This is a genomic window from Pseudomonas sp. B10, from assembly GCF_900156235.1.
Lineage (GTDB): Bacteria > Pseudomonadota > Gammaproteobacteria > Pseudomonadales > Pseudomonadaceae > Aquipseudomonas > Aquipseudomonas siliginis.
In genome coordinates this window covers 3,839,407-3,853,967 of the sequence record NZ_LT707063.1, presented here as the reverse complement: position 1 = coordinate 3,853,967, position 14,561 = coordinate 3,839,407, and the positions used below count along the sequence as shown (strand labels likewise).

Genomic DNA, 14,561 nt, shown 5'->3' with positions numbered 1-14,561 from the left:
CCTGCATAAATGCCTTACTGCGCTTGAGGTACAAAAGCCGCATATCGATTTGGTCAGGGCCTATTTTTCCGGAATGCAAAAATAGTCTGAATTCAGGGGTTTACAGGATCTACCCAATCGCTATAATCGTCGCCCACACGCCGGTATAGCTCAGTTGGTAGAGCAACTGACTTGTAATCAGTAGGTCCCGGGTTCGACTCCTGGTGCCGGCACCATACAAAACAGAGCCCCTGCAGAAATGCAGGGGCTTTGTTGTTTCTGCAACAGACGAAAGCCAAGGGCTTTAACCGGATTCAGGCAGGATACAAATTCCGCAACGCCTCCGGATGCTGACTTGCAACCCGCAAGAGAGTTTGCGCCGCACCCGTCGGCTGCCGCCGACCCTGCTCCCAATCCTGCAAAGTCCGCAGTTTGGCAAACGCACTTTGAGAAGCGCCCACTTTGGCACGTGCTTCCGCAGCCATAGAGAGCGGCACCTGTCTTAAGCGCGCGGCCTTTCCGGCCTTCATCTGACTCACAGATTCCAGCAAGTCCTGCCGGAATTGCTCCAGTTCATCGACCATCGCTGATTTCCTTCTTCAGTTGCTTAAGGAAGGATACGGGCAAGTTGCGGCGCTTTGCCTTGGTGTAAGCATGAGCAACCAAATCGAGCCTTTAAAAGGCGCACCATACGGCGCCGCCGTATAAACAAACCATAAACGCTCGTGGGTAAGATCGACGAAAAGCATGGCGTTAAGCGTTGCGAAATCTGTTGTAACGAGAAGCCACCACTAGCCACCGTTGCTCATTCGCCCCTCGCAAAGCTACCGTTCAGCTCGTCGCTGCCAATTCAGCGACCGGGCCTGAGAACCCGCGTAAGATACAGGCGCACCAGCGCCCCAACCCACGATTGCCGGCGCTTTTTTGTGTCTGCATTCACGTGTAATGGCGGCTGTGCGTGGGAGACCTTCCGGTCTGCCGGGTTCCTGTATCTCCGGTTTCTCAGCCTGCGCATAGCTGCCACCCTTTCGCCTGAGAACGAAAATGGCGGCTCTCATTTGATACAGGGAGTTCACAAATGAATGCCATTGATCCGTCCGTAATCCGCAACGCTGCGACATCGGTCACATCACTCCACATCCCTACGTACGGCAGGTGAAGCGAAATGACCGACACCCTCGATTTGAAAACCCCAGGCCTCACCCACTTCTCCTTCCAATCCAACCAAGCGATGTTCCGCACCAACCGCGGTGTGCCCGTGATCGCCGCCCTCGCACACGCCTCACACCTGCTTCACATCTCCAAGCTACTGACCGCTGACTCCACAGTCTCTCGCGACCCTGACCTTCACGCCTACGCCTCCCAATATCTGCAAGAGTTAAGCAAGGCGCTGATCGATGATGTGGTTAAAGTAATGGATGCGCCGCCAGACAAGCCGTTGATGTAAATCACATATGAAGCCCTCGTTGATGCGAGGGCTTTTTGCGTTTCATACCTGACTGATCTCGAGCACATACGAAATCCTCTGCTCGTTCGCACTCCAGACATAGCGCAAGTGCTTGCCCTGCTTCGGAATCGATACCGCCGGCGGCCGAAACGCTGCAACGCATTCATGCCCAGGCAACCGCACGCTGTTATAAAGCAAGCCCCACGACTCGGCGTCGCGCAGTTGCCGCGCGAACAGTTGTGATGGGCCATAGGCTTCAGGATCAGGCTGATGCAGATGATCAAAGCCATGGCGAATATCATGCAGCGGCCTGATCACCTGATTGATGTAAGTACGCATGGTCAATTCGAGATCGGCTTCCTGGGTCGCCGCCAGAAAGCGTTCCTGATGAAAACAGGTTTCAGCGATGGCCGCACTCTGGCTGCTGGCGGCGTAATAGACGCCGAAGGTGCCGTCACTGAAACGGCTGCGTTTGCCGACGTGAGTGAACGCGGCCATCACCGGGCTGGAACCGGGGCCGGACAGGCGATCTTCGGGACGTACGCGGGCAAGGACGCCGGCCTGTTCGACCAGCCGATCATTGGTCAGCGCTTCGATGGCGTAGGCAACTTCGAGGTCCTCGGGGTCGAGGACGTCTTCGAACAACGCAATCGGCGGGAAGCTGCTGTTGACGATGCGATACGCCCGCGGCCATGGCACATCCACCACCAGCGCCGGCGCTTTCAACCGCGCACTCCGTCGAGGTAGCGGCGTACATCGGCGATATCGACCACCCGGCCCGCCAGCATGTAATCCAGCGCGGTTTTGCCATTGAACGGTGCCGCGTTGTTCGGGCTGCTGACCCACTTGTAGGCGCGCTCGCGACTATTGCTGAAGATGATGCTCAACGCCTTGTGAATACCCATCAGGTAAGAGATGCGCTCGAGGGTGTCATGGGGCAGGCGTATGCTTGGCAGGTGTTTGTATTTATAGAACGTGGTGTTGCCGACTCCTCCGAGCAGGGTGCGTTGTTGCTCGGCGTTGCAGCCCCAGTGCTCCATGAGATAGAAAAAGAACTTCAGCGCAACCCGGCCGGCTTCGGGGGCGTCGAGTTGTTCGCGTGGGGTGAGAGCTGGGGATGAGGTAGGCATAGACGCCTCCTGATTTTTTGTCTTAGCTGAAGACTAGTACATAACTGTAATTTTTTAGCGTTTTGATACACAAATGAACGATCGCAACAATCAAACGCACAGAAGCCGGAGTTAAGTCGGCTTATGTATTTCTGCGCTATTTAAACAGTTCTGAATGACTCCCTAAATCCACGAACGTGATCAGGTCTGGACGTGTGTTCTCGTAAACCATCAGAAAATCGCCACCGATATGACACTCGCGGAATCCAGACCAATCTCCAGTCAGCGCATGATCCAGATATTCTGCCGGTAACTGCTGCCCCAGAAATAACATTGCCATCACCTTCTGAACGTCGTTCATATCTCGCCTTCCGGCACGGTTATAGCGATCCCAAGACTTCTTGAATTCAGAAGTCTGTGCACACTGTTTAGGCCGATCAGCGCGTTTTTGCGTTTTCTCCTGTTTCGCCATCAGCATTCCTCAGCATGTCGTCTATCGAGTCGAAACGCTGACGGATTTCTCGTGCTTCCATCATTGCGCGGGCTGTCTTCTCCGATGGAACTCGCACCTCGAAGGGAAGCCCCTGAGTAGCAACAACCTGTCGCAGAAAAAGTCGCATGGCGTCGCTAATGCTCAGCCCGCAAGCGTTCAAGACTTCAGTGGCACGCGCTTTCAAATCCTCATCAATGCGGCAGCGCACATCGGTAGTTTTCAGTAGTGCAGCCATTTCAATTACCTCATCGTGGTTTTGTAGCTACATCAGCGCTACCTCTGCATTGTGTTCGGAGTGATCTTCGTCGGTCAACGCGAAGTTGATAGGTGGTTATCTACCACCATGGCTCGCATGCCAGATATCCATTTCAACTCCTTTGACTGTTGGGCGCTATCAGCTAAATGGTTACTTTACCTGAGAGCTATCTGCGTATGACGCAGGCAAAAAGCTAGGAAGATGTAAGCTGTTTCTCTTCGAAAAGAATCTCCCCGCGCACCAAAACCACGCACTTTTTTGACCTTCATCACCCCCACATCATCAAAAACCCCGATCCTCTGTCAGCCTCCAGCCATCGGCGGGGAAATCAATTCGCTACTAAATCCGCGACAACTATGCTCAGGTGCAGGAATATAGCCGGCATATGGCGCCGTTTCGGTCGTTTCGTAAACAACAATACCCAGCCCACTTCAGAGGGCATTACCCATGGATAGCAGAACCTTACGCAACCTCATGCGCATCGTGCAGACCGGCTCGTTGTCGGCCGCAGCCGAGCATTCGTGCCTGACCGTGCAGGCGTTGGCCGCACAGTTGAACAAGGTCGAAGAGCAGTTCGGTTTCCGCTTGTTTCGCCGCTCCAACAAGGGCCTGACGCTGACGCCGCAAGGCACGGAGCTCACCCCTTACATCGACAAAGTGTTGATCGCCACGCGACAGATGGAAGAAAAGGTCGAGGCGCTGAAGGTGCCCGGGCAGCGGACGTTGAAGGTGGCGTTGAACAACACGCTGTCGCCTGATTTCAACCGGCGCATGATCGGTCGCCTGATCGAGGTGTTTCCTGATTACCAGATGGAATTCAGCTACGCCGAGTCGATGGAAAATCTCAGCAAGCTGAAGAACGAGGATTTCGACCTCGCCGTGCTGATCGGCCCGCAGCGGCCGGGGCTGCCGAGTATCGTGCTGCCAGAGGTGCAGGTGCAGGTGGTCGGTGCGCATTGCGGTCAGGAGAACGATCCGCTGACCTTGCTGGGCAACAAGTTTCAGGTGCGTCCTGCGGAAGATTGTCCGTATTCCCACAGCTTCTTGCGGTTTCTCGACGCCGGGCTGGGCAATCACGAGAACGGCCAGCGCATGGTCTATTCCTGCAGCGAAACCCTGACGCTGTCGTTGATCACGCAGATGGACGCGGTGGGTATGGTCTCGCGCGATGCAGCGCAGAAGAACGGTCTGACGATTTTTCCCGGTTTCGAGGATTTCCTCGAAGTGCGCCTGGCGGTAAACAATCCGGAGCTGTCGCACCAGGCGCTGAACGACGTCGTTGATCTGCCGCTACATGAACGAGCCGAGCGCAATGTACGCAGCCGTCCCCACCGCCACACTGAGAAAGAGGTTTTTGCTGAAATACGCACATAGCAACGTCGGAATCGCAGCATAGAATTCCGGGCGATCGAGCTGGATCTGCCGGTCCTTGATCAACAAGGGCGTGAGGCTGATTGCAGCGACGATCGCCACCGGCAGATATTCCAGCGCCCGCGCCACGAATGGCGGCCAGTGTTCGGTGTTGATTTGCAGTGGCAAGGCGCGCGGCAGGAAGGTCACCGCCATCATCAGCACCACCACCAGAATCAGGAACGTTTGGTCAGGCATACACCCACTCCGCAGCCCACAAATGTGGCGATAAATACGTTGAAGGGCGAACTGCCGATCAGGCTCAGTGCCCCCATGCAGACCACGGCGGCAGCGGCGGCCATCAGTTTGTTGCGCGTGTTGCACAGCGAGACCAGCACGTAGAGCATCATCGCCGTCAGCGCGTAGTCGAGCTGATATTTGATCAAGTGCGCCGCGTACTGCGCGCAGACCGCACCGAGCAAACCGCCGAGCACCCACGAGGTGTGACAGAACAGGTTGAAGCCGATCAGGTAACGCACATTGACCGGTGCGCCCGTGCCGAGCTTGACGCTATGAAAGGCGAAGGATTCATCCGTCAGGCCACCGGCGTAAGCCCAACGCTCCATGCGGCTCAAGCCAAGGGCGCGCAGCGCCTTGGCCATGTACACCGACATCAGCATGTGCCGCGCATTGATCAGGAAAGTGGTCAGCACAATGGTGGTCAGCGATGCGCCGCTGGAGATCAGCGCCAGCGCGGCGAACTGCGAAGCGCCGGCATAGACGAACAAGCACATCGCTACTGGCAGCCACATCGGCAGGCCGGCGTTGACCGCCATCAGCCCGAAGACAAACGACACGGTAAAATACCCGGCGACCACCGGGCTGGCTTCGGCAAACGTGCGCGACGGCTGATGAGTCGCCATCAGCGGCGCGCTGCCGGACCTTTCATTCATAGATCCCTCTCAAATGTCCGTTCGCCGTGAGGCTCGCAAAAACCCTGGGCAGTCCAGAATCGCTTGCCCGCGAGGTTAGCATCGTCGACGAACAGAAACATCCGCAGCACCCCGACCCGTTTCATGTCGGACGACGCTGCTTCGACCAGACGCTGGCCCACGCCCTGACTGCGGTAGCGCGGGCTCACGGCCAGATGGTTGATCGTGCCGCGACTGCCGAGCATGCCGCCGAGCACCGCGCCGACGATCTCGCCAGCCACATCGAAAGCCAGATACGCCGTGGTGGTTTTCTGGATCAACACGCCGCGCAGGCATTTGGCGTCCTGCCATTCGCAGAACGACACTTCGTCGAACTGGCGGAAGAAGCGCTCCATGCGTTGCGCATCCTTGGCGGTGGCGCGGCGCAGCACCACTGGCGTCGAGCACTCGACGCCGTCGATTAGGGTGATCTGATTAGCGAACAATGTCGAAAGCGGTCCCGGGCCGCGAGAAGGAAATCGCCAGAATCTGCCGGTACGCCATGGCATGGGTGTGGGTATTGCGCGCCGGGGTCACGTAATGGCGCATGTCGCGGTCGAGGAAGAAGGTGGTATCGAGAATTTCCTCGTAGGTGGTCGCCGCCAGTTGATGCTCGTGGATGTCGTACAGTCGACTCTCGGCACCCTCTACGTTACTGCGGCCCCAGAAATGCACACCGCTGAACGGATAGCCGTCGCAATGAATGCCTTCAGGGGTGATTTCCAGCTGTTTGCCGGGTTTGATCTCGATGCGGATCTGATGGATCTGGCACTGCCAGATTTCATCGTGCAACTCTTCCGGCAGCACACTTTTGTACACTTCGAAATCGGTGTCGATCAGGCTGCGCATCACCGGCGAGGAGATCACTTCCTCGGAAAAGTCCTGGAAGTGGCGCACCACGCCACCGACGTAAGCGTTGTTCTCTTTCGATTGCACATAGGCGCGATGCTCAAGTTGCTTGAGCTCGCGAGTTTTCGGGTTGTATTCAAAGTCGCTGTAACGACGATAACGCATGCCGGCTTCGGCCTGACCGTAATAGCTGTCAGGCTCCATGTTTTCCCAACTTTTGGTCAGTCTGACGAAGTCGGCAAAATGACCGTAGAGATTGAAGTCACCACCCTGGACGTTGACAAACTTGTCGCGCCGTAGCGATTCGCCCACTTCTCTGTTCAAAACGATCATTACCAAATTCTCCGCTGCGTTGAACGCCCTAATCTATTGGGTGGAGAATTTGCGTCCATGAGAAAGAATTTCAGGCATTTGAAGCACTGCTTGAAACGGAATCTGCAGCGCTTGAAAAACGACTTTTACATGACAAGAACACCGGTTATTTGCGGTTTTCACTAAAAAACGGGCGAAAAAAAACCCCGAACGAATCGGGGTTTTCTCATTTTTCTTACAGCGGATCGATCATCAGAAGATGTTGATCGGATAGTCCACGAATACACGCAGCTCGTTACCGCTGACGTTGTACTCGCTGGATTTCTGCGACACGCGCAGGATCGAGCTGCGCAGCTTCACGCTCAGGTCTTTGGCCGGGCCACTCTGCACGACGTACTTGAACTGGTTGAAGATTTCGCGCTCGGTGCCGCCTTCGCTGGTGGACGTGGTGATGTTGTCGCCGCGCACGTAAGCGAAGTTGTAGCTCAGACCCGGAACGCCGAACGAACCGAAGTCCAGGCCGTAACCCAGCTGCCAGCTGCGTTCGTCTTCGGCGTTGAAGTCAGACCAGTAGGAGTTGGCCAGGTAGATGGAGTTACCGCCGTCGCCGACACGACCCTGGTCTTTCTGATAGCCGCCATAGGCGTAGCCCAAGTTGCTGTCGCCAGTGGAACGCTGATGCGCCACGGTGAACGAGTGCGGGCCAGTGGCGAAGGTGGCTGCCAGGCTCCAGATCTTGTTGTCGTCGCCAGTTACACCGTTTTCGCGGACATAGGAGCTGTCCAGCTTGGTGCGATAGCCGTTGAAATCCAGGGTCAGGGACTGATCCTTGTTGAACGGAATCACATAGTTGGCGTTCACGTACTGTTTCTTCAAGACGTCTTCAACGTCGGACGCATACAGCGCGCCTTTGAAGTGTTCGGTGAACTGATAGCTGCCGCCCAACACGTTGATCGACTTGAGACCGCCGCTGTCACGGCCCTCATCGCTTTTGCGCGACTCGGCAGTGAAACGGCCGGCGTTCAATTCCAGGCCTTGGATTTCACGGGAAGTGATCAACGTACCGGTATAGCTTTCCGGCAGCAGACGCACGTTGTCGTAGCTCAGCACCGGCAGGGCCGGCATCTGGTCGCCATAGGTCAACACGGTGTTGGAAACACGGAATTTGACCGCTGCGCCGCCCTTGGCGATGTCGTGGTTCGCACGACCGTCATTTTCCTGTCTGAAAAAATCGATGCCGCCGGCGCCGCTACGGCCCTTGCCGCCGTCGAGGCGCAATGCGTACAGACCGAAAGCGTCCACGCCGACACCGACGGTGCCTTGAGTGAAGCCCGACGAGAACGTACCGATGGCCGCTTGGCCCCATTCGGCCTTGTCCTTGTTACCGTCTTTGTAATCACGATTGATGTAGGCGTTGCGCAGCAGCACTTTCAGGCTGCTGTCTTCAACGAAACCCTTGGATTCGGCCTGGTCGTTAGCCATGGCCTGTGTAGCACTCAACATCCCCAGTGCGATCAGACTGATTCGCTTGTTCAACATTTTGTTTTCCTTATTACGGGTTGAAACGCGCTGTGTCGAACGGCTGAAACGGCGCTTTCTGCACTCTTGTATTCACCCCGAAACAAAAAAGCCCGCCGACGTTAACGTCATGGCGGGCCTGCTCCTTATTTTGAGTCATGGCGGTTAGCCACAGGCGTTGGGCCGAATCGTAGCCGCGCCCTGAACTGTGTGTCAATTTCAAGAATCGTCTTTAAATAGGCGAAAAACGTCTAAGAAACGTAATTTTCTTGCTGGGCGGTTGCAGAAAAATTAGGTTAAGCAGGGAGTTCTGAACTGTGGGAGCGCGCCCGCTCGCGAACGCGCTGGATCAGTCAATAAAGTCATTGGCAGGACTGACGTCTTCGCGAGCAGGCTCGCTCCCACTTCTGAATACCTGTGGATAAAAATCAGGCAAAAAAAAGCGCCGCCATCCCGGCAGCGCTTTTACCAATCCCTATTGTTCTTATCCTTCCATCACATCCCACAAGGCTTCCAGCTCGGCCTCGCTGAACAGGCCAGCGGGGTAACGCTCGATCATCATCCGGCGCGGATCAGGTTGTCTGATCTGACGCGTTCCATTGGACTTCAACCAGTGCGCGACAAGCTGGAGCGATTCGCCGTTGACGGCCATGGGATGCACAGTCCGCTCGCTGATTACGTTCACTTCGGCGTTCATTTCAGCGCTCTCTCCCCGTTCGTGAGCGGCTACGTTATCCAAGGTTTGTGACAGAACTGTTGAAGTTCCCCGCCCTCCCTAGTGCATAAGGAGCAATACAAGAGCTATGCCAAGGCGACTCGAATGTCGACCGGCGGATACAAACAAGCCCGCGGTCCTGACGGGCCGCGGGCTTGCTTTCATGCAGAGCGAGCTAATCATTGCCTGGCTGATTTGTGAATCAACTCAAGCTGTTACGACTCAACTCACTCTTTGTGCGGCGCTGGCTGCTGTTGGGTAAGGCAGTGAATATTGCCGCCACCCAGTAACAGTTCACGGCCCGGCACCATCACTACTTCGTGTTGCGGGAACAGCTTCTGCAGGATTTCCCTGGCCGGGGCATCCATCGGGTCGTCGAAGCTCGGCGCGATGATGCCGCCGTTGACGATCAGGAAGTTCACGTAGGAACCGGCCAGTCGCACGGAAGGATTGCGCTCCTGCGAACCGTCCACCGCATCGACGCCGGCACACTCTTCTTCGGTCGCGTACAGCGGCCCCGGAATCGGCATTTTGTGCACCGTGAACGGGCGGCCCTTGGCGTCGGTGCTGCTTTGCAGCACTTTCATTGCGGCCTGGCAGCGTGGGTAGTTCGGATCCTGCGGATCGTCGGTCCAGGCCAGCAGCACTTCGCCCGGACGCACGTAGCAGCAGAAGTTATCCACATGGCCGTCGGTTTCATCGTTGAACAAGCCATCCGGCAACCAGATGATCTTGTCCACAGACAGGTTGTCGCTCAGTACGGCTTCGATTTCTTCGCGGCTCAGGTGCGGGTTGCGATTGCGGTTGAGCAGGCATTCTTCGGTCGTGATCAGCGTGCCTTCGCCGTCGACATGAATCGAGCCGCCTTCGAGCACGAAACCTTCGGTGCGGTAACGCGGGCTGCGCTCGATCTCGAGGATCTTGCCGCCGACCTGCGAATCACGGTTCCACGGTGCATACAGGCCGCCATCGAAACCGCCCCAGGCGTTGAAATCCCAGTTCACACCGCGCACTTCGCCCTGGTTATTGATAACGAAGGTCGGGCCGCTGTCGCGGACCCAGGCGTCGTCGCTGGACATTTCCACCACGCGGATATTCGGCACATCGAGGCGCGCGCGGGCGTTTTCGTATTGGCCGGCGGAGACGGCAACGGTGACCGGCTCGAAGCGGGCGATGGCTTTGGCCACCGCGGCGTGCGCGGCCTGCGCCGGTTTGCCACCCAGACGCCAGTTGTCCGGGCGCTCGGGCCAGATCATCCAGGTCTGGGTTTGTGGCGCCCACTCGGCCGGCATGTAGAAGCCGTCGGCGCGCGGGGTACTTTTCAATGTGGTCATCAGGACTCCAGGGAACCGTCGAGGGTTTTCAACGCGCCGTACAGATTCGGTCGGCGGTCGCGGAATGAACCCCACGCGCTGCGAATATGTTCCAGCTCGTCGAGGTTGAACGTGTGCACAAGAATACCTTCTTCGGTTTTATTCAGCTCCTGCACTTTTTCGCCGAACTGGTTGGCGATGAACGAAGAGCCATAGAAGGTGATGTCGTAGCCGTCCTGTTCTTCGTTGCCGATGCGGTTGCTGGCGATCAGCGGCATCAGGTTGGCGCCGGCATGGCCCTGCTGGACCCGCTGCCAGTGATCGCGCGAAGAAATGGTCTTGTCGTGCGGCTCGCTGCCGATCGCGGTTGGATAAAAGAGAATTTCCGCGCCTTGCAGGGCCATGCTGCGTGCCGCTTCCGGGAACCACTGGTCCCAACAGATGCCAACGCCAATTTTCGCGTAACGGGTGTTCCATACCTTGAAGCCGGTGTCGCCCGGGTTGAAGTAATACTTCTCGTGATAGCCCGGGCCGTCCGGAATGTGGCTTTTACGATAAATCCCGAGGTTGCTGCCGTCGGCGTCGATGATCGCGATGCTGTTGAAGCGTGCACGCCCGGCCAGTTCGTAGAAGCTGATCGGCAGCACCACTTGCAGCTCTTTGGCGATTTTCCGGAAATGCTTGATGGCGACGTTTTCTTCAACCGTCGTTGCCAGTTGCAGGTAATCCGGATTGGGCTTCTGGCAGAAATACGGCGCCTCGAACAGTTCCTGAATGAGGATGATCTGCGCGCCTTTGCCGGCGGCTTCACGGACCAGTCTTTCAGCGGTTTCGAGGTTGGCTTCCAGGTCCCACGAACAGGCCATCTGCGTGGCGGCGACGGTAACGATACGGCTCATGAATCATCTCCGGGCTAGTGCTTTGACGGTCGAAGAATTCGACCGAAAAGAAAACGCGCGCACCGGACAAGAGATCACCATGCCGGAGCAATGGCGACTTTATAACCGATAAATATCGGCTTTAGAAGCTGCAAGGAAGGAATCTCTCTGTTTGAACGCTAATTAAATCGATACAAATCGAACTTTGACCCTAAAACAAATGTGGGAGCGAGCCTGCTCGCGAATGCGCTGTGTCAGTCACCGCATGTGGCGACTGATACACAGCTTTCGCGAGCAGGCTCGCTCCCACAGGGGATGTGCCTTGCTTACAGGCCTTCGGTAAGCACCCGATCCAGCATGTCGACAAAGAAATCCACGCTCTGGCGCGACGTCACCATTGGTGGTTTGATTTTGAGGATGTTCAAGTCATCGCCCGTCGGCTGCATGAAGATCCCCAACTCGCGCAGGCGGTCACACAGCAACGCAGTCTCGGCGGTTGCCGGTTCCAGCGTCTGCCGATTGCGGATCAGCTCCAGCCCCAGATAAAACCCGGAGCCGTGCACCGCGCCGACCAGCGGATGTTTATCGATTAACGCTTCCAGGCGCGCCTTGAAGTAGCCGCCGACGACCTGGGCATTTTCCCAGAGCTTTTCTTCCTCCATCACATCGAGCACCGCCATACCAATCTGGCAACTGACCGGACTGCCGCCCGCCGACGAGAAGAAATAGCCTTCGGCCTCCAGCGCCTCGGCGATTTCCCGGCGGGTGATCACCGCGCCAAGTGGCTGGCCGTTACCCATGCCTTTGGCCATGGTGATGATGTCCGGCACTACGCCCTGCTCTTCGAAGCCCCAGAAAAAATGGCCCATGCGCCCATAACCGACCTGCACTTCGTCAGCGATGCACACCCCGCCCTGCGCGCGGACCTTTTCATACACCTGCGGCAAATAGCCCGGCGGTAAAGAAATACCTCCGGCATTGCCGTAGACCGGCTCGCAGATGAAACCGGCCAGTTGCCGCTTTTGCTCGGCCAGTTTTTGCAGGTGATGTTCGACGCTGCGCACGTAATCCGGCGCCGAATCGGCGCCACGGAATTCGCCGCGATACGTGTTCGGCGCCGGCACTGGGTGCACCCAGTCCGGGCGACTTTCCAGCGCCTTCGGGTTGTCAGCAATCGACGTCGATACCGCATCGGCGCCGATCGTCCAGCCGTGATACGCCTCAAGCACACTGATCATGTCGCGCCCGCCGCTGTAGGCCCAGGCCAGGCGAATCGCCAGGTCATTGGCCTCGCTGCCGCTGTTGACCAGGAACACGCGATCCATGCCCTTCGGCGCCAGCTTCAGCAAGCGCTCGGAAAACTCGGCGACCGCCGCGTAGTTGAAACGCGAATTGGTATTGAGCAACGACCACTGCCGCGCCGCGACCGCCGCCATCCGAGGGTGGCCGTGGCCGAGCACCGCGACGTTATTGAGCATGTCCAGATAGGATCGGCCGTGCATATCAATCAGGTGATTGCGCCAGCCGCGTTCAATACGCGGCGGGTCAACGTAATAGTGTTTTTGCGTGCGGGCAAAACTGGCATCGCGGCGTTCGAGCAGGGTTTTCGCGTCCAGCTCAGGCTCGGCGTCGCAGGCCAGCCCGAGCAGCATCGCCGGTGACGGGCACAACGCTTGCCACGCCGATGCACGGGACGGCGTGCAGAACAGCGGCGCGTCGAGCTCTGCTTCTCGGCACAACTGCACAATCAGCGGCCCAGTGACTTCACCGAGTTTCTGGCCTCTATCAACTGCCACCCCATGTTCAAGAACAGGCGTCACGCCCCACAGGCGAACGCTGAACTGTGGGCCATCGAGTTGCAGCGCACCGTTTGCCGCTTGCTTCAGAACGCCGGCGAACGGTGCTTGAACTTCGGTTCCGGTCGGCACACGCAATTCGACATGCAACGGGAACGTGTCCGGCTCAGTCGCGCTGTCTGGCCGAGTACGTGACAAGCGATACTGGCCATAACGCGTCGCCGCCAGCCCGTGCACCGCTGCGGCCTCTGTCAGCAAGTGCTGATCAATGCCCGGCTGCTCCCAATTGCCCGCCTCGAAGTGCGGGCTCAACACGCCCAGATCGATCAGCGCGAATTCGCGCCCGACCAGCCCGGGCAACAACGGTGCAAATTCCGGGTTTTCGACCTTCGGCACGGTCTCGTCCACGGCGCTGAGAATCGCCGCTTCCATCAGCGCCTGTGGCACCGATGTCGCGACGCGAAAAATTTCCCACTCGTGACTGAGGTTGTCGCGGCTATACGTATTGGTGGGGTCGATACTCACCTGTTGCTCGCCACTGAGCACCAGCACCGCCGCCCGCGCCACGATCAATGGCCACAGCGCTTGCAGCTCAGCGTACTGCAACGGATTGACCGCGTGATAAGCCTTGACCGCCGGCAGGATGCCAAACGGATCGCCATCGGCGTGATGCAGCAAAGCCGCACAGGTCACCGACAGATCGGTGATGCGCCAGGTGCGCACCAGATCACCGAAGTCGATCACACCCTGCAATTGCCAATGCCGCTGGGCGTCACGCGCCCAGACGACGTTGTCATCGGTGATATCCATGTGAATCGCCTGCACCGGCAGTTTGTCCAGCAACGGCTGCAAACGGCGTTCGGCCTGCTCGGCGGCAGCGCTGATCACCGCACGCTGCTGCACGTCCGAGATCACCGGCAACAGATGACTGATCAAAGCGTTGGCGTGACGCGCGTCCCACTGCAAGGTGCGTTCAAGGCCGGGGTGATCGAAACCTGCCAGGGCCAGATCCATCTCGCCACAGAGTCGGCCAAACCCGGCGACCACGTCCTGACCAAGATGATCGAAATCGGTCAACGGCTGGCCGTCGATGTACTCCAACAACCGCACATGCACCGTTTCGCCATTGGCTTGCAACGACAACAGATCGGCACCGTTATTGGCTGCGATGACGCGCGGCACCTTGATCGCCGAATGCTCGGCCAAGTATTTGAGCCCGGCGTGCTGGGCTTGCAGCTCCACAAGAGCGTAGTCGCCACGACAGACTTTCAGCACGAAGCGTCCACTGCCACCGTCGACGCGATAATTCAGATCCTGCTGGCTGCCCAGCGCCTGCAACGTGCCGCTGAGCCCGTAATGTTCGGCCAGCCATTGCAGCGCCTGCGCCTCTGAAACCTGCGGACCGGGCAAACTGGCGCGATGAATCAACGTGGCGAGCGGCATGAAACGACCCCTGAAATTTTATTAGGCGCTTATATCGCCATTGCCTTGGCGGTTACGCAACCCCTTAAGACGTTGCCCGGTCAACCGAAAACGGAAATGCGATCATGAAAGACTTCCAGGCAAACTTTCCTG

At 57.6% G+C, this 14,561-nt stretch carries 16 protein-coding genes and 1 tRNA gene; 3 read left to right on the top strand and 14 right to left on the bottom strand.

The genetic code is table 11. The annotated features are described in order from the left end of the window. The first annotated feature begins 139 nt into the window (after positions 1-139). Positions 140-215 (top strand) — tRNA-Thr (locus tag BXA01_RS17515). A 78-nt stretch (positions 216-293) separates the two neighbouring features. Here the strand turns inward: BXA01_RS17515 and BXA01_RS17510 are convergent. Continuing rightward, entirely contained in the window at positions 294-563 is a 270-nt protein-coding gene (locus BXA01_RS17510) for a helix-turn-helix domain-containing protein (RefSeq protein WP_076565109.1), read from the bottom strand. Between the two features lie 581 nt (positions 564-1,144). Between BXA01_RS17510 and BXA01_RS17505 the strand changes: the two genes are divergently transcribed. Continuing rightward, positions 1,145-1,426: a DUF3077 domain-containing protein gene (locus tag BXA01_RS17505; protein ID WP_076565108.1), complete on the top strand. Its 282-nt coding sequence runs from the start codon at positions 1,145-1,147 to the stop codon at positions 1,424-1,426. A 42-nt stretch (positions 1,427-1,468) separates the two neighbouring features. On the opposite strand, the gene BXA01_RS17500 is transcribed toward BXA01_RS17505, so the two are convergent. The 4 genes from BXA01_RS17500 to BXA01_RS17485 form a co-directional block, all read right to left on the bottom strand. Next, entirely contained in the window at positions 1,469-2,134 is a 666-nt protein-coding gene (locus tag BXA01_RS17500; protein ID WP_083957581.1) for an RES family NAD+ phosphorylase, read from the bottom strand. Between the two features lie 14 nt (positions 2,135-2,148). Then, positions 2,149-2,556 carry an MbcA/ParS/Xre antitoxin family protein gene (locus BXA01_RS17495; protein ID WP_076565104.1) on the bottom strand — a complete coding sequence of 136 codons (408 nt, stop codon included), beginning with the start codon at positions 2,554-2,556 and terminating at the stop codon, positions 2,149-2,151. Between the two features lie 136 nt (positions 2,557-2,692). Continuing rightward, positions 2,693-3,007 carry a type II toxin-antitoxin system YafQ family toxin gene (locus tag BXA01_RS17490; protein WP_076565103.1) on the bottom strand — a complete coding sequence of 105 codons (315 nt, stop codon included), beginning with the start codon at positions 3,005-3,007 and terminating at the stop codon, positions 2,693-2,695. Then, positions 2,973-3,263, bottom strand: a complete 291-nt coding sequence (locus BXA01_RS17485) for a type II toxin-antitoxin system RelB/DinJ family antitoxin (protein WP_056787159.1) — start codon at positions 3,261-3,263, stop codon at positions 2,973-2,975. Before BXA01_RS17485 ends, BXA01_RS17490 begins: the two co-directional genes overlap by 35 nt. A gap of 468 nt (positions 3,264-3,731) precedes the next feature. Between BXA01_RS17485 and BXA01_RS17480 the strand changes: the two genes are divergently transcribed. Continuing rightward, on the top strand, positions 3,732-4,658 hold the full coding sequence (locus tag BXA01_RS17480; protein WP_076565101.1) for a LysR family transcriptional regulator: 927 nt from the start codon (positions 3,732-3,734) through the stop codon (positions 4,656-4,658). Here the strand turns inward: BXA01_RS17480 and BXA01_RS17475 are convergent. The 9 genes from BXA01_RS17475 to BXA01_RS17435 form a co-directional block, all read right to left on the bottom strand. Further along, positions 4,575-4,892, bottom strand: a complete 318-nt coding sequence (locus tag BXA01_RS17475; protein ID WP_024011198.1) for an AzlD domain-containing protein — start codon at positions 4,890-4,892, stop codon at positions 4,575-4,577. The genes BXA01_RS17480 and BXA01_RS17475 overlap by 84 nt on opposite strands. Further along, positions 4,871-5,587: an AzlC family ABC transporter permease gene (locus tag BXA01_RS17470; protein WP_076565099.1), complete on the bottom strand. Its 717-nt coding sequence runs from the start codon at positions 5,585-5,587 to the stop codon at positions 4,871-4,873. Before BXA01_RS17470 ends, BXA01_RS17475 begins: the two co-directional genes overlap by 22 nt. Then, on the bottom strand, positions 5,584-5,961 hold the full coding sequence (locus BXA01_RS17465; protein WP_008080517.1) for a GNAT family N-acetyltransferase: 378 nt from the start codon (positions 5,959-5,961) through the stop codon (positions 5,584-5,586). Before BXA01_RS17465 ends, BXA01_RS17470 begins: the two co-directional genes overlap by 4 nt. Positions 5,962-6,040: 79 nt before the next feature. Further along, a complete protein-coding gene (locus BXA01_RS17460; RefSeq protein WP_041477502.1) occupies positions 6,041-6,787 on the bottom strand; it encodes a 2OG-Fe dioxygenase family protein in 747 nt (248 codons plus the stop codon). A gap of 231 nt (positions 6,788-7,018) precedes the next feature. After that, positions 7,019-8,305 (bottom strand): OprD family porin, encoded by a 1,287-nt coding sequence (locus tag BXA01_RS17455; protein WP_076565096.1) that lies wholly within the window; start codon positions 8,303-8,305, stop codon positions 7,019-7,021. Positions 8,306-8,768: 463 nt separating this feature from the next. Next, complete coding sequence (locus BXA01_RS17450) at positions 8,769-8,981, bottom strand: hypothetical protein (protein ID WP_016772156.1); 213 nt, start codon at positions 8,979-8,981, stop codon at positions 8,769-8,771. Between the two features lie 245 nt (positions 8,982-9,226). Next, entirely contained in the window at positions 9,227-10,333 is a 1,107-nt protein-coding gene (gene aguA, locus BXA01_RS17445) for an agmatine deiminase (protein WP_076565094.1), read from the bottom strand. Then, on the bottom strand, positions 10,333-11,211 hold the full coding sequence (gene aguB / locus BXA01_RS17440; RefSeq protein WP_073471536.1) for an N-carbamoylputrescine amidase: 879 nt from the start codon (positions 11,209-11,211) through the stop codon (positions 10,333-10,335). The genes aguA and aguB overlap by 1 nt, the downstream gene beginning before the upstream one ends. Positions 11,212-11,516: 305 nt before the next feature. Further along, positions 11,517-14,429: an aminotransferase gene (locus BXA01_RS17435; RefSeq protein ID WP_076565093.1), complete on the bottom strand. Its 2,913-nt coding sequence runs from the start codon at positions 14,427-14,429 to the stop codon at positions 11,517-11,519. Positions 14,430-14,561: the final 132 nt, after the last annotated feature.